Consider the following 20,732-nt stretch of genomic DNA (forward strand, 5'->3'; position numbering starts at 1 on the left):
ACACCATGCGGGTCGTGATGTTCGGCTACCAGACCTGGGGGCACCGCACACTCCAGGCGCTCCTGGACTCCGAGCACGAGGTCGTCCTGGTGGTCACCCACCCCAAGAGCGACCACGCCTACGAGAAGATCTGGAGCGACTCGGTGGCCGACCTGGCGGCCGAGCACGGCGTCCCGGTCCTGCTGCGCAACCGGCCGGACGACGAGGAGCTGATCGCCAAGCTCAAGGAGGCCGACCCCGACCTGCTGGTCGCCAACAACTGGCGCACCTGGATCCCGCCGGAGATCTTCACCCTGCCGCGGCACGGCACCCTCAACGTCCACGACTCGCTCCTGCCCGCCTACGCGGGCTTCTCCCCCATCATCTGGGCGCTCATCAACGGGGAGAAGGAGGTCGGCGTCACCGCCCACATGATGGACGAGACGCTCGACGCGGGCGACATCGTCCTGCAGCGCGCGGTGCCCGTCGGCCCCCGCTCCACCGCGACCGACCTGTTCCACGCCACGGTCGACCTCATCGGCCCCATCGTGACCGAGTCGCTCGACCTCATCGCGTCCGGCCGCACCGACTTCACCAAGCAGGACCGCTCCAAGGCCAGCTTCTTCCACAAGCGCGCCCCCGAAGACAGCAACATCGACTGGACCTGGACGGCCGAAGACCTCGACCTGTTCGTCCGCGCCCAGTCCGACCCGTACCCGAACGCCTACACCTTCTACAAGGGCGAGCGCGTCCGCGTGCTGAAGGCGTCGGTGTCCGAGGGCTGCTACGGCGGGACGCCCGGACGCGTCTTCATCCGCGAGGGCGACGGCGTCGTCATCGTCGCCGGCAGCGAGGCCCGCCGCGGGCGCAGCCGCGGCCTGGTGATCGAGCGCGTCCGCACCGAAGACGGCACCGACCTTCCCGCCACCGAATACTTCCGGAAAATGGGCGGCTACCTCACCTCCCGTCCCTGATGGACGAGGCGACCGAACTGCTGGCCGAGCTCGTCCGGATCCCGAGCGCCGGGGGCTCCGCCGCCGAGTCCGAGATCCAGCACTTCCTGGCCGGGCTGCTGCGCGAGGACGGCTTCGAGGTCGACCTGTGGCGGATCCCGGTCAAGGAGCTCGCCGCCAGGCCCGGCTTCCCCGGCATGGAGGTCGAGCGCGACCAGGCATGGGGCCTGGTCGCCCGCCTGCCCGGCACGGGCGAGGGTCCCTCGCTCATGTTCAACGCCCATGTCGACGTCGTCCCGCCGGGCGACCTCACCGCCTGGTCCGCGGACCCGTATGGCGGTGAGGTCGTGGACGGCCGCCTCTACGGCCGCGGCTCGTGCGACATGAAGGGCGGCCTGGTCGCCGCCCTGTTCGCCCTGCGCGCCCTGCGCGAGACACGGTTGCGCGGGGACGTGCTGCTCGCGTGCGTCCCGGGTGAGGAGGACGGCGGCCTCGGCACCCACGCCCTGCTCGACCGGGGATGGCGGGCCGACGCGTGCGTCATCCCCGAACCCACGGGGCTGGACGTCGTGCCCGCCAACGCCGGAGCCCTCACCTTCCGCCTCACCATTCCCGGCCGGGCAGCCCACGCGGCCCGCCGCGAAAGGGGCGTGAGCGCGGTCGAGAAGTTCTGGCCGGTCTTCCAGGCCCTGCGCGAGCTGGAAGGAACCCGCAACACCGACGTCGACCCGCTCATGGACCGCTGGCCGCTGCCCTACGCGATCGAGATCGGGACCGTCCGGGCGGGCGACTGGTCGTCGTCGGTGCCGGGCGACCTGGTGGCCGAGGGACGCGTCGGCGTGGCCCTGGGCGAGTCACCGGCCCAGACCCGCCGAGCCCTGGAGGAAGCGGTGGCCGGGGTGCGGGACCCCTGGCTGGCCGAGCACCCGGTCGAGATCGAGTGGTGGGGCGGCCAGTACGCGGCCGCCAGAAACGAGGGCGACCTGGAAAGACACGTGGCCGAGGCGCACCTTCGGACCACCGGCGCCACACCCTCGGTCTGGGGCGCGCCGTTCGGCAGCGACCTGCGCCTGATGACCGCGCTGGGCGTCCCCACCGTCCAGTACGGCCCGGGCGACATCGAGGTCGCCCACGGCCCGGACGAATACGTCCCGCTGGACGAGGTCGAAACAGCGAGGTCTACCCTGACCACCCTCGCCCAAACCCACTGCCGAAGAGCCTGACCGGAATTCACGAAGGCGCCCGAGCCGTCCGGCCCGGGCGCCTTCGCACGTCGGAGATCAATTCCGCTGACAGCATTCTGTCAAGCTCCTGACCGTGATCGGCCCCTTTCGCTGTCTCACGGCCATCGCGAAAGTACGGTCTGTGACGGAATGCCCCCGCCTGCCCACAGACTCCAGGAGCCTCGATCTCCCATGAAGGCCACCGACCTTGCCCGAAAGCTCCACGAAGACGGGCACATCACCGGTAACCTCAACACAGAGCTAGGACTCGACTTCACACAGTCACGACCCTGGCAAGATCTCGGGGCCACCTGGAACCGACTACCCCAGGACAGATACATGGCGGACGGCGGCACCTACCGGCAGCGGCGATACTCCGAATTCACCTGCGCCTCCGGCCGCGCGGCCCTCCTCCCGCACCGCGAGTTCTACCAGTCCGCCGACATCAACGCCCTCAACGGCGGCGTCGTCCGGCACTTCGACGCGTTCGAACCGGGAACCTCGGCCAACGACGCGCTGCACCGCGTCCTCGCCTGGAGCACCGCCATACTCGACGCCCTGCACGGGCCCTCGAATTGGCTCGCCCAATGTTTCCAGAATCGCACTCTCGCCCGAAAGAAAGCACCGGGACTGCCAACTCCCGAAGGAAAACACCGCGATGGCGCCGATTACAATATGGTGCTTTTGGTAAGGCGCGCGTCGATCACCGGCGCGACCAACACCGTCTACGACTCGTCCGGCGGCCCCATCCGCACCCTGCTCCTATCCGAGCCGGGCGACTTCCTCATCAACGACGACCGCCGCACAATGCACGACGCCACCCCGATATCGCTCCTCGGAACCGCGCCCGAAGGGCACCGCGACGCCTTCGTCGTCAGCTTTACCCGGAACTCCGTCCATGGAGTCTGCAGGAGGTAGGCCCACCGAATGAACAGGGGGCACCGGTGAGCGTCAAGACCCTCCCACCGGTCACACCGGTCCGCACCACCCCGCGCTGGCGCGTGACCGTGGCCGCCGTCCTCGGCGGAGCGCTGCTCGCCGCGTCGGCGACGCTCGTCCGCCTCGCGGAGACCCTCCCGGCCACGGCCGCCACCTTCCGGTTCGTCTACGCGCTCCCCGTCCTGGCGGCCCTGGCCGTCTCCGAACGCCGCCGCCACGGCCCCTACCCCGCCCAGGCCCGCACCATGGCCTGGGCGGCCGGGGCCCTGCTGGCCGTCGACCTGATCCTGCTCCACCACGTCATCGGCTACGTCGGCGCGGGCCTGGCCACCGTCCTGGGCAACCTCCAGGTCTTCGTCCTGGCCCTGGCCGCCTGGTGGTTCCTCAAAGAACGCCCCGCCCCCCGCCTCCTGGCAGCGACCCCCATAGCCTTCGGCGGCGTAGTCCTGCTCTCAGGCGCCTTCGACACCAACGCCTACGGCGCCCGCCCCCTCCTGGGCGTAGCCCTGGGAGCCCTGACCTCCATCACCTACGCGGCGTTCCTCCTGGTCTACCGCCACGGCACAGCCAGCACGGGCCACCTCTTCACACCCCTGGCCCACGCCACCGCCGCCGCAGCCCCCGTAGCCATCATCGCGGGCACCCTCACCGGTGGCGTCGACCTCGTCCCCACCTGGCCCAACCACGCCTGGCTGGTCATCCTCGCCCTCAGCGCCCAGGTGGCAGGCTGGCTCCTGGTCGGCTACGCCCTACCCCGCCAACCAGTAGTGCTCACAGCCCTGCTTCTCCTCTTCCAACCGGTAGCAGCCCTACTCCTGGCCGCCATAACCCTGGAGGAACGCCCGTCCCCCACCCAGTTGGTCGGCTGCACCCTGATAACAGCCGCCCTCACCTACGCAAGAAGACCCTGATCAGCCCAGGTCCAACTCTCCGGTCTTGACCCGCCGCAGAAACACCCCAAGCTCAGCCGCAGCGAACACCAGACTAGGCCCGTCAGCGTCCTTGGAATCACGGAACGCGACCTCGGGAGCGATGCTCGCGACCTCTACACAATCGCCACCGGTGTCGGTGCTGTGGCTGCTCTTACGCCAACGCACGCCCGACAGTTCTGCCCTGGTCATAGCGCCTCCAATATCTTATGAAGCAGCTTCAGAGACTCATCGGTGGGCAATGCCGCACCTCGGATCACGTCGAAACGTAGCGCATACGCGCGAACGACGTCGCCGCGCTCGACAAGCTGCCCGCCCAAGTGACCTTCGACATAGGCGACATCAGATCCGTGGTCGAAGCCCAAGATCGTGAAGGCACCAGGAAGGCCCGCGTAGGCACCTCTGGCGGTTGGGACGATCTGCAACGTCACGCTCCTGCGTTCGGCCAGGTGGATCAGGTGTTGAACCTGACCGCGCATGACCTCGCTACCTCCGATCGGCCGCCGGATGGCTCCCTCGTCGAAGACGACGACAACATGGCACGGATCGTCCCTTTCAAGGATCTCCTGGCGGGCCAGTCGTGTCGAGACGAGTTCCTGGATCTCCTCCTCCGTCCGCCCCGCTTTGAGCAGTTCGTACGCGTACTCGCGGGTCTGGAAGAGACCGGTCACCGCCATGGCCTCGAACTTGTGAATGCTGGTGGCATCGACCTCACGCTTCAGGAACTCAGCGAAACCAGGGGGAAGAATTTGCAGCTTGCCAAGCCGTTGAATCCACCCCCACATTCGGTGAAATGTCCCCTTCGCATCAAAGAAGGTGTCGCAGTCCTTCGCAAAATCCTCCGAGGGGCCGCTCTTCCCCGCCTCGATCTGCCCGATCCACTGAGGCGTGTATCCAAGCCTCTCCGCCAGTTGCGGACGCGTCAGCCCGAACCGTTCACGACAGGCACGTAGCTCAACGCCAAAGTATTCAATCGGCGATTGTGCGACGCCGGGATCTCGGGGACGACGCGGCACCATGCCTCCCGTGGATACGAAACCAAACCGGGTTTCTATCGGACGTCTTCGGCTTTCTTTGACTGGTCAACCAGCCCTTCCCGACGATAGTCCGATCACAGCAAGCTGAGAGGCGGTAACCGACAGAAACCAAACCGTGAGGTTCCCCATCATGACCACGCAGACGCACCCCGAGGACCAGGCGCTCGTCCACCTCCGCCTCGACTTCCCAGGGCACCGGATCTGGCGCTCGACCCGCTCCGACGGCCGCCTGGGCGACTGGATCGCCACACTCCACGACCCACGCGACGGGGTGGATCCCACGGTGATCTGCAGCAACGCCGACGACCTCCGCGACGCCCTCAACCGCGAGCGCACCCGAGCCGCGAAATGATCAAAGACGCGGCCATGAGGACGGCAGTGGACCTGGCCTACTCGGCGGCGTCCCATGGTGGTGAGCTTCCGGACAGGGCCGTTTCGTTGCGGAGCGCCTGCAGGGTGTCGAGTTCGCGGTCGATGTCGCGTCGCTTGGCCTCAAGACGCTCGACCTCCTGGGCGAGCAACTCCTCCATCACACCTGTGCGCTCCTCGGGCGGGGCCTCCAGGCAGGGCAGCAGCTCGTTGATGGTGGCGCTGCACAGACCGGCGGCGAACAGGTGCTGGATCATGACGACCCGCTCGACCATGGACCTGTCGAAGTCACGCCAGCCGCCGGAGGTGCGCTCGGAGCGGATGAGCCCGTGCTCCTCGTAGTAGCGCAGGGACCGGGTGCTGACGCCGCTGGCGTCCGCCAGCTCACCGATGCGCATGAGACCTCCTGAGGCTGTCCGGCGACTCCCATTCTTGCAATTGACACCGGTGTGAAGTTCCAAGCTTCAGGGGCCGCCCCCAGCCGGGGGCGCCTCGCGAAGCCCGGAGGTCGCCATGACTGCTCAGATCCATGTGTGGTCGGACTACGTCTGCCCGTTCTGCCTGATCGCCGACGAGGTGATCGAACGCATGATCACCGACGGGGCCGAGGTCGAGGTCGTCCACCACGCTTACGAGCTTCGTCCCCACCCAGCACCCACCCTCCGACCAGAGGACCCGTACCTGCCCGACATCTGGCGGCGTGCCGTCTACCCGATGGCACGCCGCCACCAGGTCTCGATGCGGTTGCCGACCATCTCACCGCAGCCGTACACCGAGCTGGCCTTCCGCGGCGCCCAGTACGCCTCGGATCAGGGCCGAGCCAACGCGTACCACCGTCGCGTCATGACCGCGTTCTTCCGCGACGACCTCGACATCGGGAACCGAGCGATCCTGGCCCGTCTCGCTCAGGAGACCGGGCTAGACCCGACCGCATACGCCGCGGCCCTCGACGACGAGGAGTACGCCGAACGACACCGGCGCGCCCTAGCCGAGTCGGCACGGCTGGACATCACCGTCGTGCCCACGATCATCATCGGCGTCCGACGCATCGAAGGCGTCGCCACCGAAAGCGTGCTCCGCCGCGCCCTGCACGAAGCGACAGCCGCATGACCACGGACACGACCCGCCTCAAGACCCTGATGGCCGGAGCCGTGGAGGTCAGCGTCCGCCATGTCGAATCCGGCGGGATACCTTTCGTCGGCCTGATCGTCGCCGAAGACGGCTACGTCTCCGACCCCGGCGTGAACCTCGTCCGCGAGACCGGCGACCCCAACGCCCACGCCGAGATCGTCGCCATCCGCACGGCCGTCCAGGCCCGCGGTCGCTCCGGTCTCCAAGGCGTCACACTCCTCGCGACCGGTGAACCCTGCGCCCTGTGCTACCGCGTCGCCGCCAAGCACGGCATCTCCGCCGTCCATTTCGCCGTGGACCGCGACACCGCCGCCGAATGGGGCTTCGACTACCGCGCGGGCTACACCGCACAAACCGACCGCCTGCCCCTCGCGGCAACGGCCCAACACCTCCCCGTAGAGCGAGCTCTGGCCCCTTTCACCCGCTACCTCGACCTGAACCGCTCATAACTCACCCCACAAGGACGTCCACCATGCACTGGCTCTACCTCGCCATCGCCGTCGTCTTCGAGATCACCGTCGCCCTCTCCGCCGGTAAGGCCCAGGGCTTCACCCAACCTGCCTGGACGACCGCCACCCTGGCCAGCGGCGGCCTCGCCACCTACCTCCTCAGCCTGGCGCTGGTGACCTTCGACGTCGGCGTCGGCTACGCGATCTGGACCTCCGTCGCGGGCGTCGGAATCGTCGTCCTCGGCGCCCTCCTGTTCGGCCAGCGCCTCGACTGGCGCAAGCTCCTGGGCATCGCCGCCGTCATCGCCGGAGTAGTCGGCCTCCAACTCAGCGGCGCAGCGTAATACCAACCCACCTCAGCGAAAGGAACCCTCATGCCCACCAAGAACAGCGACCGCGCCCGAGCATGGCTCGTCCTCCTCCTGGCCGGAGCCTTCGAAATCGGCTACGCCCTCTCTGTGGGAGGCAGCGAAGGCTTCACCGTTCTCTCCTGGTCCCTCGTCGCGGTCATCTTCTTCCTTCTCACGCTCTTCGCCCTGAGCGTCGCCCTGCGCACCATCGACGTAGGCATCGGCTACGCCGTCTGGGCCGGTATCGGGGCCGTCGGAGCCGCACTGCTCGGCCCCGTCTTCTTCAGCGAGACCCTCACCCCGGCCAAGTCCTTCTGGCTCACCGTGATCATCGCGGGCGTCGTCTGGCTCAAACTCTCCGACCGCCCCAAGCAAACCAAGGAGCCCTCGACGCCACTGGCCACCGACCACAGCCCGGAGACCACCACACGATGACGTCCACAGCCCGCTCCAGTAGACCTGGCCCGTCAGGCGCAATCGTCGGGAGCTACCATCCGCCTAAGAGGTCCGATGGACAGATGAGACAAGGATGAGCAACACGACACTCCGCGCTCAAGATCGGAGCGAGTGATGAAGGCAGTCCGGTTCCAGCGTTTCGGGGGTCCGGAGGTCCTCGAAGTCGTCGAACTCCCCGATCCGCATCCGGGCCCCGGCCAGGTCCGGATCGCGGTACGCGCTGCCGGCGTCAACCCGAGCGACTGGAAGAAGCGCAAGGGCCTCATGGACCAGGAGCTCCCCCAAACCATGGGCCACGAGGCGGCAGGCTTCGTCGACGAACTCGGCGAGGGCGTCACGAACGCGGCCGTCGGCGATCGCGTGTTCGGCTTCTGCGCCGAAGAAGGAGCCCAGGCCGAGCTGGCGGTCCTGTCCTACTACGCGCCGATCCCGCCCTCGCTCGACTTCCCCGAAGCCGCCGCACTGCCCGCCGCCATCGAAACGGCCACCCGCGCGCTCGACCAACTCAACGTCACCAACGGCAGCACACTGCTCATCAACGGCGCCTCCGGAAGCGTGGGCAGCGCCGCCGTCCAGCTCGCCGTAGCCCGCCACGCCCGCGTGATCGGCACCGCCAGCCCCCCGAACCACGAATACCTCCGCTCCCTGGGCGCCGAACCCGTCACCTACGGCGAGGGCCTCACCGACAGAGTTCGCGCTCTCACACCCCGCGGCGTCGACCTCGCACTCGACGTCGCGGGAAGCGGCGTCCTGCCCGAGCTCATCGACCTCGCCGACGGCCCCGAGAACGTCATCACAGTCGCCGACGTCGGCGGAGCAGAGAAGCACGGCGTGAGATTCAGCCGCGGAGACACCGGCCGCGCACTCCACTCACTCTCCGAGATCGGCGACCTGATCGAGTCCGGCCGCTTCTCCGTCCCGGCCACGCACACCTTCCCCCTCACCGAGGTCGCCAAGGCCCACCAAGCAGGCGAACAGGGCCACACCCACGGAAAGCTCGTCCTACTGATCACCTGACCTCGCCACCGCGACGCAAGTAGCACAAACGAAGACCCCACCGAAATACACGACACAAGATGTCGTGATTTTCCGGAAGCCTTACCAGGGTCACCCTCAGACATCCTGAGCGGTCATTCCCTACGGTCTAGGAGCATCAGTGAGATCTCGGCTCAACCCGTACATCGCCTTCAACGGGAACGCCCGCCAAGCGATGGAGTTCTACCGGGACGTCTTCGGCGGCGAACTGGAAATGGGCACGTACGCCGAGTACGGCTCGCCGGACGCACCGGCCGACAGAATCATGCACGCCCGGCTCGACACTCCGAACGGCTACACACTGATGGCCTGGGACGTCCGGCAGGGGATGCCCTTCCACCCGGGCAACAACGTTGCGGTCTACCTCGGCGGCGACGACGCCGAACTCCACAGCTACTTCGAGAGGCTGTCCGCTAACGGCACCGTGACGTTGCCCCTGGAAAAGCAGTCGTGGGGCGACGAGGCCGGCTCGCTCGTCGACCAGTTCGGAATCACCTGGATGGTCAACATCACCCACCAGGACCAACAACCGTCGCAGTTTCCGGCCGATGCGCTATAGCAGAATGACGAAGATGACCACGGAGACGCTGGTCATGAGAAGGCCGGCGTAGAGGGCCATGGTGGCGTGCTTGCCTCGGTCCGCCCCGAAGGCGTTTCCGTCGGCGTAGCGGGAGCGAAGGCCCAGGGCAGCGAGAATGAGGCCCGTAAGCAGGACGGTGACAAGAGCGGCCACGGTCGGGCCGTCCAATTTCGCCTCGTCACGCTGGATCGCAGCGTAGGCGACCAGGCCCAGCGTCGCGCACCCGCCCAAGACCTGGAAAAGGTTCGCCACCAGGCCCAGGAGACGTTGGCTCGGAGGGTCGCTCATCGGCCGTCCTCTTTCACAGGGGGAAGCGCTCAATGCGCAGTCGGCTCAGACGGGCGGTGCTGTTGCTCCATTGCGCCTCGGACGCGACCGACCCCAACTGCTCCCGCAGGGCATTGACCGCGTCGACCATCGCCGCCTGGTCTCTCCGAAGCTGGCTGAACAAGGGCCGCAGCAACCGAGTCTGCAAGAGGACGGCGACCAGCCCCCCTCCCGCCATCGACGTGACGGCACCGACCATCAGAGCAACCTCGGTGCCGCCAGAGAAATGGAACATCACCATCGCAGCCGCCACGAAGGCACTGAAAACAGCGATCTGCACCGCGTAGACCACCCCGATCAGCAGCCTGTTCCGGTCGACCTGCTGCAGGAGCCCCTCGGCACGGTCAAGCGCGGCGGCGAACTCCACAGCCGACTGCGAGGTGCCAACAGAGACGGTGACGGCCTCGCCGCTGACGTTGTAGACGACCGCCGCGGAGCCGCCCACCTCGTTCTGCGCCCCGCCCTCAGGCTCGACGTTCACAGCACCTCTCCTATCACTGACAGCAGATGGTTGACCAGAGCCGACGTCTGCGAGGAGTCCATGACCGGCGGTGTGGAGACGTCAAGGCCGAATCGGTAGGTGTCAAGACGGCAGCTGAACGGAACCACGGCGACCCTCTTGAGGTTGGACGTCCCCACCCTGTCCACCAACTCCCGCAGCAGGTAAGCGAAGTCGGAGTCGCCACCGGGTGAACCAGGAATATAGTAGTCGCGAACTTCGTCCAACTGAGGCCAATACAAGTCACATTTCGCCACGGCAATGATAAGCCAAACATCCCGACGCCCGTTCCACGCCTTCTTAAGACGTTCACAGATGTCTTCGAAGTTCTTCAGCTCCTCGCGCCGATTCCGCTTGGTGACCGTCGCCAGGTTGATCGGATCACCCTCGGTCCGAATACCGTCGGCGGCCCCCTGCAGCTCGTCCGGCCACACGGTGTTGAACCCCCAGCTCACCGCGTGGATCACCCCGGCGGGATACCTCCGGTTCTCCTCCATCATCGCGTCCAGCGCGAACCTGCGCTGGTTGCTGAACTGCCCCGGCGGCACATGCGCCTCCGCCCGCACGGCCCCGTTCGCGGTCCGAATGTAGGTCCGATGCTTCTCAACCGTCTGGCTCTTACTAGTCGCATGCGAATTGCTAGCCAACCGGCCCGTAAGCGCCTCATACAAGGTCGTCTTCCCCGACCCACTGTGCCCGGTGATCGCTATCGGCACCCGCACCCTACGCGGCGAGAACCGCCGCATCGGCCGCATGTCCACCAGCGGCTGCCCCGCCGGAATCTGAACCGCCCGCTCCGCCCGCGCCCAACCCTCACGCACATCGTCCCAGTCCCAGCTCAAGCCGCCTCGCAAGCTCCTAGGAAACTCCCCCCCGCAATTAGAGCGCCCTCCGAGACAAACCACCACTCAAGCAACCAAACCGATACACCCCCGACCATAAAAGGAGCACCACAAGATCCCCGATTAGGCCCCGGCTCCGAGCACCGCCCGCGACGAAGCTCACAGCCTCGCAGTACTGAAGCATGGCCCACCCCCTGGGCGGATAGCCCCTCGCTCGGCAACACGAGGCGACGCGGCTCGCCCTACACGCGGCTAGTGGCCCGGAAGGGCACACGGTCACTGAGTGGAGGACGTTGGAAGCGAACCCTGGACCAGGAATGGCCAGTGGTCACGCCTGCGCCATTGTCTTTGAGGGACACTGGGGTCGTGACTCTCGGACCGCTCCGAATATTCGTGGCCATGCCCGGCTCGTCCATGGGCGAAGAGGCACGCTGGCGGGACATCTCCATGATCAAGGCGAAGCTGCTCGAACCGGTCGCCGAAGAGATCGGACGGCGGGTCAGCCGAACACCCGTGTTGGTGATCGAGAAGGACAAGACCTCCACTGGCGGGATCTACAGCTCGATGTACGGGGAAGCGATCCATGCCGAGGTCTACATCGCCGACCTCACCGGGGCGAACCCGAACGTCTACCTTGAGCTCGGTGTGCGGTGGGCACTCAAGGACAGCGTGACCGTTCCGATCGCGCAGGACCTCAACGAGGTCAAATTCAACGTGTCCGCGGCGCGGGTGATCCCCTACGGCCCGATGCCCGACGAACTCGACACCGCCAAACAGCAGATCGTCGCCGCCACCGTCGATGGCCTGGCGAACGCCAAACGCATCGACAGCCCGGTCCGCGAAAACCTGCCGCTTGTCAGTATTCCGCGGGACGAACTCAACGCGCTGCACGCCGAGAACCAGCGTCTGAAGGACGAGCGCGGAGAGGATCTCGTCGCGGCCGGACGTGCGACGGAATCGCCGCACCAGCGAATCGAGTTCTTTCGGCGCGCGATCGAGCGCAATCCCGCGAATGTCGATGCCTACCTTGAGCTGGGTGTCGAACTTCGCAAGGCGGGCCGATACCACAAGGCGGCCGATGTACTCCGCCGGGCAACGCGCGTCGATGAGGAACATGCCGCGGCCTGTCGCGAGCTCGGCGTGACGCTCAGCAAAGGCAGCCGCTTGGAGGAGGCGGTCAAGGTGCTGGAGCGAGCCGTCCAACTCGACGAAAGCGACGCCGAGGCATGGTCGAACCTGGGTGGTGCGCTCCGGCGACTCGCGCGCCAGGGCTCGGGGATGTTCGACCGCGATCGGCTTCAGCGCGCCAAACACGCCTACGATCGCGCGGCCCGCCTCAGCGGGAACGAGGTGTACCCGCTGATGAACGCGGCGCGTATCGGATTGTTGCTCGGTGCGGAGAATCAGTCCGATCACACCGAGGCACTCGCACGCTTTGCCCGGCTCGTCCACCTGACGCATTACGCCGTCGAGGAAAGCGAGCGCAGCGACCCGTGGAAACTCTTCGACCTGGCCGACACGCTCGCTCTCACCGGAGAGGGTGACGCCGCGGTGACCGCCGCACAGGACGGCATCGCCCTGATCCAGCCGGAACACCGCGCCTCCTACCTGTCGTCGGTGCTGGAGCCGCTCGATGATCTCCTTGACGCCGTGGCCTTCGACAAGAAGCATGCGGCCAACCTCGTACGGCTCCGCGACATCTACAGCGACGTACTCAACCTCACCGAACACGAACGCCCGGCAGACGAGCCGCACACCACGTGAGCACCCGCAGGCCTCAAGCAAAGGCCAACCCCCAGGGCCGCCCAGGCCCTCCCCCCGCATGAGGCGGCGCGGTTCGCACTACGCAGTTGGCGGGACGGGGGAACGGTGTTGCGCTGGGTGGCGGTGACCCTCAAAGGCTGGCGGTTACCAGCGTTTGTGGGTGGGCGCACGCGAGCCGTTCTGAGGTCAGGTATCCCTCCGCTCCGAATACGGCCTCTTGAATGGAGGCGGGTGTGGGGGCGAGGAGCGGAGCCCTAAGGAGGTGTGGCGGCGACATCTATGCGACGCGACGCGCCACAGCACCCACGTCACCGCTGACGCCGTCAATGGTCCAATCCACTATCTCCCAGCCGCGTCCCTCAAGGAGTTCGACGGCCGAGAACAGTTCAGCCCATTCCCTGTTTGCGCCCTTCACGAAGACGTGCCTGTAAGGACATGCGTCCAGCAACCCGACCTCTTCCAGGAGATCGCCGACATGGACGACGCGTTCCCTCTCAAGACGTTTGGTGACTCTGCTCATGACAGAGATCATGCCGCAAAACAGGGAAAGTGGCAGCACGAATGGAGGGGATGTGTGGGGCGGAGCCCCCCCACATCGGGGGTTTGGGGGCGGGAGCCCCCAAAAGAGGCTGTCCGAGCGGAGCGAGGGCCTTGAAGGGGGCGAGGGGCAAAGCCCCAAAGGGGGCGTGGGGGCGGAGCCCCCACAGCCGGGGGTCCGGGGGTCGTCCCCCGGGAAGGCATGGCGGGCCCCGGCGAAGGTGCAGCGAAGCGCACCGAGCAGGAGACGCCGCCTCGGCTCCCGCGATTGGACTCGAAGCAACCACACACAGTCTCCTGGGCTGTCGTCGAGTCTCTGACCGTAGCCGCTACCAGGCCATCCCATCCGAATGGGACCTGCTGGGATCGAAGCGTACTCGCTGAGACACAAGCCGCCTCTCTCTCGGCATCTCTCTCCCACGAGCGCCGAAGAGTGAGCGGAGCGTCGTTCGTTTCCGAGGTCAGGTACCGGCGGTCAGCGTCCGCAACTCCCGAGCCGCCGGAAGCGCCCGTGCCTTTTCGGGCAGCCCAGCGAGTACATCGTGGGCTGTGTGCGTGACGTAGGTGGCGCGCCACTTGGGAGGTAGGCCGGTGACGGCGGTGACTGCGGACTCAAGTCCGTGGCTGACCTCTCCATCATGGATGTCGCACAACCCCATGCGCATAGTGATGCAGGCACGGTACGCGGCGCGATCCGCAGGGCAGAGCGCGGCGGCATGGGTGAGCGCCGGTCGCGCACTATCGGTCTGGCCTAGGCGGCTGTAGGTGCCTCCCTCGACTTGCCGTAGCCGGGACTCGTCCCACCCCCACACTGTGCTCCCGTCGCCGGTGACGGATGCTGGTAGGCGGCCGTAGACCTTGTCCAGTTGATGGAGCGTTGCGAGGGCTGTGGTCTTGTCGCCGTGTTCGGAGGCGAGCACCGCGCGGTTGCTGAGGGCGGACGCGAGTCCAGCGCTTGGTTTGCCGTCCGCCAACGCGATGGCGGCGTCGTTGAGTTGGGTCACGATGGTTTCGTGGCGGAGCCCGTATCGACCGTTATGGGCTTCCCTGGCGCGCGTCCAGACGGCTAGGTCGCGATCCCCGGAGGCGTCGGCGGCGTGGCGGGCGGTGCGCCACCAGCGCCACGCGGCAGGTAGGTCGCCGGTGTCGTGCAATGCCATAGCCATGACGGCGGCGGTCTGTGCGCTGGCGCGTTGGAGTCCGGCTCTGGTGGCGGGGGTGCGGGCGCGTTCGAGGACGCGGCGTATCTCAACGACGTCAACGGCAAGCCGGGTGATGACCACGTTGGCGGGGACGGTCAACAAGGTGTGCCCGTACTCCCATGCGACCGATTCCCATTCGTTGGCATCCGGGACTGTCGTAGCGACGGTTCCGTCAAGACGGGTGCGGACCGCTTCGAGGGCATCGGCAGGAACAGCCGTCCCGGCACCGAGCGCGGCGAGGAGTTGCAGCAGTGCGCGACGTTCCATGTCGTCGTCCCCCTGGTCGGGAGTAGGACTCTGATCCACGGTACCCGGGGGTAGCGCGATTGAGCCCTGGAGCGGGCCGGGGAACAGGGCGTCGAGGGGGATGGCGTAGGCGGTGGCGTAGGCGTCTGCCCAGTCACGGGGGAAGTGTTGCCCCTTCTCCCATGCGCGGATCTGGCTTGCGAGGTTGACGACCTGGTCGGGGGTCGGCGGTGTGTGCCATTTGGCGGCGTACAACCGGCGGGCCATCTCGTGTTTGCTCCAGCCGCGTTCCTGGCGTTCGTCCTGGATTCGGACGGCCCATGCGGGACGTGGCTTGTGTTGTTGGACGGTCATCGGTGTGCACCTCTGGCTCGAAGCCGCAGACACGCGGAGACGAAGTCTTCGGGTCCCTCCGTGGGTATTCTCCTCTGCCTTTGTGGCGTGCGTCATGGATTCACTGTCTGTAGCGGGGGCGCGTACCGGCCACTTCCCGTGTGGTCCGACGAGCAACACGCGGTGCGCGCCCTCGCCCCTGGACACAAAACGGCCCCGGACGGTGCGCTCAACACCGCTCCCGGGGCCTTGACCGGAAGGTGGTTCCGGCCCATGGCAGAGCGTACGAGCGAACCTGACCCGCTTGCGGCGCTTGGGGCGCATCTGGGGGCGCGCGGTTTCACGGTGGAGTTGACGCGTGAGGGGTTGCAGGTAACGAACCCGCGCGTGGCGGGCTGTTGCGCCGAGGTCCCGCATGTGGGCGACACGATCACGTGCCGTGCCCGTGAGGAAGACGGCGGGCGGTTGTGGTTCTGGACGTCGTGGGGTGATCCGATCGCACCCGCCGACCGGATCACCGACGCGACCATGGTCATTCTGGGAAATCTCGCTGATCGCCCTGTCGGAGCGGGGGCGGAGCGGTGACAACGACGGCGCCGTGGGCGGCGCCCATCCTCGACCCGGACCGCATCGACGCGGAACTACGGCGCCGCTTCCCCGATGCGTGCGCGTGGTGGGGCGAGTTCACCGGCGCATGGTGGGCCCTAGCGCGCGACAGAGCGGGACGTGACCGCCTAGTGGAAGCGACCTCACCGGCCGCGTTGGCGCGCGTTCTGGAGCGGCTTGGCGCCCGCCAGGCGCCGTCTCCGTCCGCGTTCACGCCACGCGAGAGGTAGCGCGATATGACCTATTTCCTAATGGGTGTGGTGGAGGAACTCCGGTGAACAGCCCGTTCGTGCGTCGCCATCGTTTGGCCGTCGAGTTGCGCGCCTTGCGTGAGGAGCGCGGCCTGACCGCCGAAAGCCTCTCGGACCTTCTGCACGTCTCCCGCATGAAAGTCTCCAAGTTGGAGAACGCCCATATCCGTCCCAACCTCGCCGAGATCATGAAGATCCTCGACTGCCTGGAGGTCAAAGGCGACAAACGGGATGAGATCATCGACGTCGCCCGAGGCGCCGCCGAAAAGGGGTGGTGGACCGGTTTCAGTGACGCTATGGACTACAGCCAGCGCTTGTTTACGGACGCAGAATCAGGAGCAACGGAGGTCCGCGAGTTCAGTCAGTTCGCGATTCCAAGCGTTCTTCAATCTCGCAACTACATCCACTCCGCCATCAAGACTGCCTTAGCCAGAAGTGAATTTTCATTCACTCCTGAGCGAGCACTGGAAGCGCAACTTCGCCGTCAGGAGCAATTCTTGGCCCCAGAAGGTCCCCGATATGAGGTCGTAATCGACGAGATTGCTATTCGGCGACCGACCGCACCGCTTCCGGTCATGGTCAGCCAGCTTCGCCACTTGGTTGAGATGGCAACGCGCCACCCTCGCGTCACTATCCGCATACTGCCCCTAACTGCTGACTTCTCGGGCCACATACTGCCAACGTCGGGGTTTTCCATCTACAACTTCCCAGATCCTAGCGACCCATCAATAGTGTTCGCTGAAACCTTGGGCCAACACGTCGTACACATCAAGCCCGAGAGAGTGGGGAAATATCGCAGGCAGTATAAGAATCTTCGGGAGATCGCGCTTTCTGCGACAACAAGTCTCGGTCTGCTGACCGATTTGGCCGACGATCTCCGGAACCGATGATGACGACGGCGCCCGGAGGCCCAGTAAAGGCCCTCCACGGTCCAGCGTGACCTGGAGTTGATCCAATCATCCACCTCCATCGTTACGCCGGATCTTCCACTCGGCCCTCAGGAAGCCTCTGAGCGCCCGCACCCACCGAGGACGGGGACGAAGGTCCTCTCAGGCCCCTGAGGGGGCCTAGGAGGCTATTCAGAGACGCACATCCCCCCTGTGAGGGCCTCATGCCTGCGCCTGCACTTCCCTGGCCGTACTCGTTTCTGTACCAAGCGATTTTCGTTCGCCTGGTTCGACCAGATCTTCACCTTTGGGATGCCGCTGGAGAAAACTTAAGGAGTGAGACCCACCCCTCTAATGATCACGAGGCCAAGCGGCCTGTCGCTGGCTTGCACGTCCAGGGGCGCAGGGTTTTGTGCGTAACGGCCCGTGTGAGGGGCCAGGACAGGCCAGCGAGCAACTCCGGGACCGGCGTCCGCGAAGCACGGTGATCTCCGCGACAGATGATGACGTCCCCAAAGCCCCCTTGGGGAGCTGAGACACCCCGACACCAACACCAGTGGTCACGGGGGTGAACGATGCGGGGTTCCTTAACGCCTACAAGATCATCCCAAGCACAGAGGTGCCCTCTGAGGCATCACCGGCCCTTCCACTGCGCACGGGCCTACAGGGCTTTACCTAAAGTTTACTTTCAACATCCCATAAAACCGGAATAAACTCCATGATCGCCGCGTTTCCCTAGAGACGGAAGCACTGGACGGTCGTTCAAAAGGTTCTAAGAAAATGTGAAGGCCCAGCGAAGCGGCCGGGCCGGTACCGGATGGCGAAGATAGTTTCGGTACACCGAACGTCGGTCTGGTGGCTCGGGTTCGGGAAACCACTGCCCTCGCTATACCCTCACTGGAACGCGTACCTCAGCAACCACTTATGACCCAAGATGGGAGCCCCCTAAGGGGCTCCTCCTGTATCTAAGGGATCTTGTGCGTGGAACGGATCTTGAAGCACGTTAAGGAACCCAGCTACCTCAACCCCGTGATCACCAGTGTTGGTGTCAACAGCCTGTACCGGCGTCCTTCGGACAGAACTTAGGAGGAGCCCCCCAGGGCTCCCCTTCCTTCTAAACAGGGAAACGTACAGTGGCTGAACGATGCGTCACCAACACGGGTTGTGTTGCGTGGAACGCGATGCAGGTTCCTTAACGAACACAAGATCGTTCCAAGCTCAGCAGGTCTTGGCTTCAGCCCGACCCAGCCGCTTCGCTAGGGCCTGCACTCTTCAAAGATCACGCGTTGATGTGGTGCGACACCAACGCCGGACTTGTACGTGGCTGAGCGATGCGGGTTCCCTGGGCTTGAGAGACCGCCCCAGACGCGAACAGTCGCATCCTCAGGGTGCGGGCCCCCTTTGAGGGGCCTACCTCGTTAGAGAGGAACTGAGGGCTGCTGGTGCGTGGTAACCGAAGGCGACACCAACACCGCTCAGCACACAGCCAAGCAGCGCGGATTCCCTCAAGCGCACCAAGGCGTCCCACGGCCGGGTGGGTAGCGACAGTTTGGTGTCGCTGAGTTGCGTGCGCCCCCCGGACCCAAAGCTCAGGAATTACTGAGAACGCATGTGCTCCGCAGAGCACCCGGTTCAGGCTGCCTTCAGTTGAAGATTTTCAAGATTCTTTAGAGATAGTCCTGTCAAGCAACCCTTCGACGCCATAGGGGCTGAAGGGCTCCAAACCTCCTGAAGTGTGCAGGATGACGCCTATGGCTCCGATCATGGGGATGAGTCGGCCCACCGACTGCCGTTGACCCGAAGGAGAATCGCCAAGATTCCCTGAGATCCCCACGGACCACGAGGTGCTGACCATGGCCGAGAACGACCTGGTTTACCGGCTGGACGAGGCTTTCGCCCGGCTGAAGATCAGCCGTAGCGAAGGCTTTCGACTGATGAAGCGAGGCGCGCTCCGGAGCTACAAAGTCGGCCGGTGCCGATTCATCACCCATGCCGAAGTTCTGGCCTTCATCGAACGCCACCAGAACGACGAGGAAGCCGCCTAGCGACCTCCCCGGCCAAACCTTCAAATGAGAAAGCCCCAAACAGTCCGCTACGGCCCCCTGAGGGCCGTACGGGGCCGACCAAGAGGAGGAAGCAAGTGGCAAACACAGGTCACAACAGGGCGAGGGACTAACGGGCGACCGTGCCCATCGACCAGCCGGGCCGCAGCCATGGCGCCCAAACTGGCCACGTGAGGCTCCTTGTGTTCCGCAAGACACTGTAAGACACTGTCGGACATGACCCCTAGAAGAGTTGGACGGCCCACGGCGAGCGTCACCGTCCGGCTTCCCGTCGAACTCAAGGCATGGCTGGACTCTCAAGCCGAAGATCAATTCACAACGGTCACCGAGGTCATAAAGACGATCCTGATCAAGGAATGGAAAGCACAGACCCGCGACGACGGCTGAAAAGAGGAACGGCCCCCAGCGGTGCGCCAACACCGCCGAGGGCCTGAGGCCACACACCACCGCACGAACACCACATCCGAGCACAGCGAGGGCCCTAGCTCGACTCTACCGAGTAGGGGGCCTCCCAAGGAGGACCCGCGATGCCAGACGTCAGCATCTACTTCGACGCCACCCGAGACCGCTGGGTGGCCGACGTCCTCGACTCCCACGGCAAGCGCCGTAAGCGCTCCATCAAGCACGACCCGGCGTGGGACAAGCTGCCCTACGAACAGCAGAAGAAGAAGGCCGCGAAAGCGCTCAAGCCCAAGATCGACGAGCTTGTCAAGGAGGTCCGGGAAGGCACCAGGAGCAACCACACCTACAAGGTCGAAGACGCGGTTAACGACTTCATCGCCAGTGGGCTCAAGGGGCGTGCCCGAGCCACGATCACGCAGGCCCGCTCCCTCGGCAAGCATCAGATCATCGCCCACATCGGTGAAAAGCGGTTGAAGGATCTTCGCTGCCCAGACGTCGACTCCTGGTTGGAGAAGCTCTCCAGGGAACTCAGCTCGAAGACGCTCCGACAAGTTCACCTGCTGCTGACGCGCTCGATCCGGCACGCTCAACGAGACGAGCTGATCAACAAGAACGTCTCCGCACTCTGCGAAACTCCGCCCGGCCAGGCAGGACGGCCCTCAACGTCCATGACCCTGTCCGTCAAGCGAGACGAGCAAGGGGAGATCGTCGAGCTGTCCGGCGAAGTGATCGACCTCCTCAAGGCAGCGCAGGACGACCCGTTTGGGCCCTACGTGATCCTCGCCCTGCTCTCGGGCATCAGGACCGAGGAGGCACGAGCCCTCCAGTGGAAGGACGTGCACTTGGACGACAAGGAGAACGGCCCGCACATCGTGGTCCTCCGCTCAGTGCGCGAACACGGCGACACCAAGACCAAGAAGTCACGACGTGCTCTCGCGCTGCCCGCAATGGCTGTCGAAGCCCTGAAGGCCCACAAGACTCGGCAGGCCGCCGAACGGCTTGCTGCCGGACCGGTCTGGCAGGATCACGGGCTCGTCTTCCCCCGAGCGGACGGCACCCGGATGGACGCCATGACCGCACTCCGCGCGTTCCGGCGACTGCTGAAGAAGACGGGCATCACGGTTCGCTACTCGCTGCGCGAACTGCGCCACACGTACGCGAGCGTCCGGAGCCTGCTGGGCGCGAAGCTGGAGGACATCTCCGGCGAGATGGGCCACGCCACGACTCACGTCACGGAGCGGATCTATCGTCAGGAGCTGCGGCCGGTGATCGTAGCCGGGGCGCTGTCCATGAACGCGGCGTTCAAGGTGGCCGAAGGAGGGTAATCTCTCTCCGGCCTTCTC

Annotated in this window: 25 protein-coding genes; 17 read left to right on the forward strand and 8 right to left on the reverse strand. The window is 65.6% G+C overall.

Translation table 11 applies throughout. The annotated features are described in order from the left end of the window. The first annotated feature begins 5 nt into the window (after nt 1-5). From ACQPY4_RS28560 to ACQPY4_RS28575, 4 genes are all read left to right on the forward strand, one after another. Nucleotides 6-953, forward strand: coding sequence for a methionyl-tRNA formyltransferase (locus ACQPY4_RS28560; protein ID WP_433325946.1), 948 nt, complete (start codon nt 6-8; stop codon nt 951-953). After that, nucleotides 953-2,155 carry an ArgE/DapE family deacylase gene (locus ACQPY4_RS28565; RefSeq protein WP_433325948.1) on the forward strand — a complete coding sequence of 401 codons (1,203 nt, stop codon included), beginning with the start codon at nt 953-955 and terminating at the stop codon, nt 2,153-2,155. The genes ACQPY4_RS28560 and ACQPY4_RS28565 overlap by 1 nt, the downstream gene beginning before the upstream one ends. A 192-nt stretch (nt 2,156-2,347) precedes the next feature. Further along, nucleotides 2,348-3,073, forward strand: coding sequence for a 2OG-Fe dioxygenase family protein (locus ACQPY4_RS28570; protein WP_433325950.1), 726 nt, complete (start codon nt 2,348-2,350; stop codon nt 3,071-3,073). Between the two features lie 26 nt (nt 3,074-3,099). Beyond that, entirely contained in the window at nt 3,100-4,005 is a 906-nt protein-coding gene (locus tag ACQPY4_RS28575) for a DMT family transporter (protein ID WP_433325952.1), read from the forward strand. On the opposite strand, the gene ACQPY4_RS28580 is transcribed toward ACQPY4_RS28575, so the two are convergent. After that, a complete protein-coding gene (locus tag ACQPY4_RS28580; protein ID WP_433325954.1) occupies nt 4,006-4,215 on the reverse strand; it encodes a DUF397 domain-containing protein in 210 nt (69 codons plus the stop codon). Continuing rightward, entirely contained in the window at nt 4,212-5,042 is an 831-nt protein-coding gene (locus ACQPY4_RS28585; protein WP_433325956.1) for a helix-turn-helix domain-containing protein, read from the reverse strand. Before ACQPY4_RS28585 ends, ACQPY4_RS28580 begins: the two co-directional genes overlap by 4 nt. Nucleotides 5,043-5,190: 148 nt before the next feature. Between ACQPY4_RS28585 and ACQPY4_RS28590 the strand changes: the two genes are divergently transcribed. After that, nucleotides 5,191-5,412 carry a hypothetical protein gene (locus ACQPY4_RS28590; protein WP_433325958.1) on the forward strand — a complete coding sequence of 74 codons (222 nt, stop codon included), beginning with the start codon at nt 5,191-5,193 and terminating at the stop codon, nt 5,410-5,412. Between the two features lie 37 nt (nt 5,413-5,449). Here the strand turns inward: ACQPY4_RS28590 and ACQPY4_RS28595 are convergent, their stop codons facing one another. Next, a complete protein-coding gene (locus ACQPY4_RS28595; RefSeq protein WP_433325960.1) occupies nt 5,450-5,827 on the reverse strand; it encodes a MerR family transcriptional regulator in 378 nt (125 codons plus the stop codon). A 115-nt stretch (nt 5,828-5,942) separates the two neighbouring features. Between ACQPY4_RS28595 and ACQPY4_RS28600 the strand changes: the two genes are divergently transcribed. From ACQPY4_RS28600 to ACQPY4_RS28625, 6 genes are all read left to right on the forward strand, one after another. Next, nucleotides 5,943-6,539, forward strand: coding sequence for a DsbA family oxidoreductase (locus tag ACQPY4_RS28600; protein WP_433325962.1), 597 nt, complete (start codon nt 5,943-5,945; stop codon nt 6,537-6,539). Beyond that, entirely contained in the window at nt 6,536-7,009 is a 474-nt protein-coding gene (locus ACQPY4_RS28605; RefSeq protein WP_433325964.1) for a deaminase, read from the forward strand. Before ACQPY4_RS28600 ends, ACQPY4_RS28605 begins: the two co-directional genes overlap by 4 nt. A 23-nt stretch (nt 7,010-7,032) precedes the next feature. Further along, nucleotides 7,033-7,353, forward strand: a complete 321-nt coding sequence (locus tag ACQPY4_RS28610) for a DMT family transporter (protein WP_433325966.1) — start codon at nt 7,033-7,035, stop codon at nt 7,351-7,353. A gap of 30 nt (nt 7,354-7,383) precedes the next feature. Next, the gene (locus ACQPY4_RS28615) at nt 7,384-7,794 is read left to right on the forward strand and encodes a DMT family transporter (RefSeq protein ID WP_433325968.1); all 411 of its coding nucleotides are present in this window, start codon (nt 7,384-7,386) and stop codon (nt 7,792-7,794) included. Between the two features lie 135 nt (nt 7,795-7,929). Next, entirely contained in the window at nt 7,930-8,832 is a 903-nt protein-coding gene (locus ACQPY4_RS28620; RefSeq protein ID WP_433325970.1) for an NADP-dependent oxidoreductase, read from the forward strand. Nucleotides 8,833-8,971: 139 nt separating this feature from the next. Then, complete coding sequence (locus ACQPY4_RS28625; protein ID WP_433325972.1) at nt 8,972-9,409, forward strand: VOC family protein; 438 nt, start codon at nt 8,972-8,974, stop codon at nt 9,407-9,409. Here ACQPY4_RS28625 and ACQPY4_RS28630 read toward each other — a convergent pair. Genes ACQPY4_RS28630 through ACQPY4_RS28640 form a run of 3 tightly spaced genes read right to left on the reverse strand, consistent with a single transcriptional unit; the run spans nt 9,404 to nt 11,098 of the window. Beyond that, on the reverse strand, nt 9,404-9,718 hold the full coding sequence (locus ACQPY4_RS28630) for a hypothetical protein (RefSeq protein ID WP_433325974.1): 315 nt from the start codon (nt 9,716-9,718) through the stop codon (nt 9,404-9,406). The two genes, ACQPY4_RS28625 and ACQPY4_RS28630, sit on opposite strands and share 6 nt — an antisense overlap. Nucleotides 9,719-9,731: 13 nt before the next feature. After that, nucleotides 9,732-10,238 carry a hypothetical protein gene (locus tag ACQPY4_RS28635; protein ID WP_433325976.1) on the reverse strand — a complete coding sequence of 169 codons (507 nt, stop codon included), beginning with the start codon at nt 10,236-10,238 and terminating at the stop codon, nt 9,732-9,734. Next, nucleotides 10,235-11,098, reverse strand: a complete 864-nt coding sequence (locus tag ACQPY4_RS28640; protein WP_433325978.1) for a hypothetical protein — start codon at nt 11,096-11,098, stop codon at nt 10,235-10,237. Before ACQPY4_RS28640 ends, ACQPY4_RS28635 begins: the two co-directional genes overlap by 4 nt. A gap of 366 nt (nt 11,099-11,464) precedes the next feature. Between ACQPY4_RS28640 and ACQPY4_RS28645 the strand changes: the two genes are divergently transcribed. Next, nucleotides 11,465-12,862, forward strand: a complete 1,398-nt coding sequence (locus ACQPY4_RS28645; RefSeq protein WP_433325980.1) for a tetratricopeptide repeat protein — start codon at nt 11,465-11,467, stop codon at nt 12,860-12,862. A gap of 277 nt (nt 12,863-13,139) precedes the next feature. Here the strand turns inward: ACQPY4_RS28645 and ACQPY4_RS28650 are convergent, their stop codons facing one another. Continuing rightward, nucleotides 13,140-13,382, reverse strand: a complete 243-nt coding sequence (locus ACQPY4_RS28650; RefSeq protein WP_433325982.1) for a hypothetical protein — start codon at nt 13,380-13,382, stop codon at nt 13,140-13,142. A 478-nt stretch (nt 13,383-13,860) separates the two neighbouring features. Next, the gene (locus ACQPY4_RS28655; RefSeq protein ID WP_433325984.1) at nt 13,861-15,201 is read right to left on the reverse strand and encodes a hypothetical protein; all 1,341 of its coding nucleotides are present in this window, start codon (nt 15,199-15,201) and stop codon (nt 13,861-13,863) included. A 252-nt stretch (nt 15,202-15,453) separates the two neighbouring features. Here ACQPY4_RS28655 and ACQPY4_RS28660 point away from each other — a divergent pair, with 252 nt between their 5' ends. The 5 genes from ACQPY4_RS28660 to ACQPY4_RS28680 all read left to right on the forward strand — a co-directional run bounded on the left by ACQPY4_RS28660 (nt 15,454) and on the right by ACQPY4_RS28680 (nt 20,714). Then, complete coding sequence (locus ACQPY4_RS28660; RefSeq protein ID WP_433325986.1) at nt 15,454-15,765, forward strand: hypothetical protein; 312 nt, start codon at nt 15,454-15,456, stop codon at nt 15,763-15,765. A 295-nt stretch (nt 15,766-16,060) separates the two neighbouring features. Next, nucleotides 16,061-16,927: a helix-turn-helix domain-containing protein gene (locus ACQPY4_RS28665; protein WP_433325988.1), complete on the forward strand. Its 867-nt coding sequence runs from the start codon at nt 16,061-16,063 to the stop codon at nt 16,925-16,927. A 1,850-nt stretch (nt 16,928-18,777) separates the two neighbouring features. Further along, on the forward strand, nt 18,778-18,969 hold the full coding sequence (locus tag ACQPY4_RS28670; RefSeq protein WP_433325990.1) for a helix-turn-helix domain-containing protein: 192 nt from the start codon (nt 18,778-18,780) through the stop codon (nt 18,967-18,969). 234 nt (nt 18,970-19,203) lie between these two features. Continuing rightward, nucleotides 19,204-19,374: a hypothetical protein gene (locus tag ACQPY4_RS28675; RefSeq protein WP_433325992.1), complete on the forward strand. Its 171-nt coding sequence runs from the start codon at nt 19,204-19,206 to the stop codon at nt 19,372-19,374. Nucleotides 19,375-19,514: 140 nt separating this feature from the next. After that, the gene (locus tag ACQPY4_RS28680) at nt 19,515-20,714 is read left to right on the forward strand and encodes a site-specific integrase (protein ID WP_433325994.1); all 1,200 of its coding nucleotides are present in this window, start codon (nt 19,515-19,517) and stop codon (nt 20,712-20,714) included. Nucleotides 20,715-20,732: the final 18 nt, after the last annotated feature.

The organism is Spirillospora sp. CA-294931 (assembly GCF_050946795.1).
Taxonomy (GTDB): domain Bacteria; phylum Actinomycetota; class Actinomycetes; order Streptosporangiales; family Streptosporangiaceae; genus Spirillospora.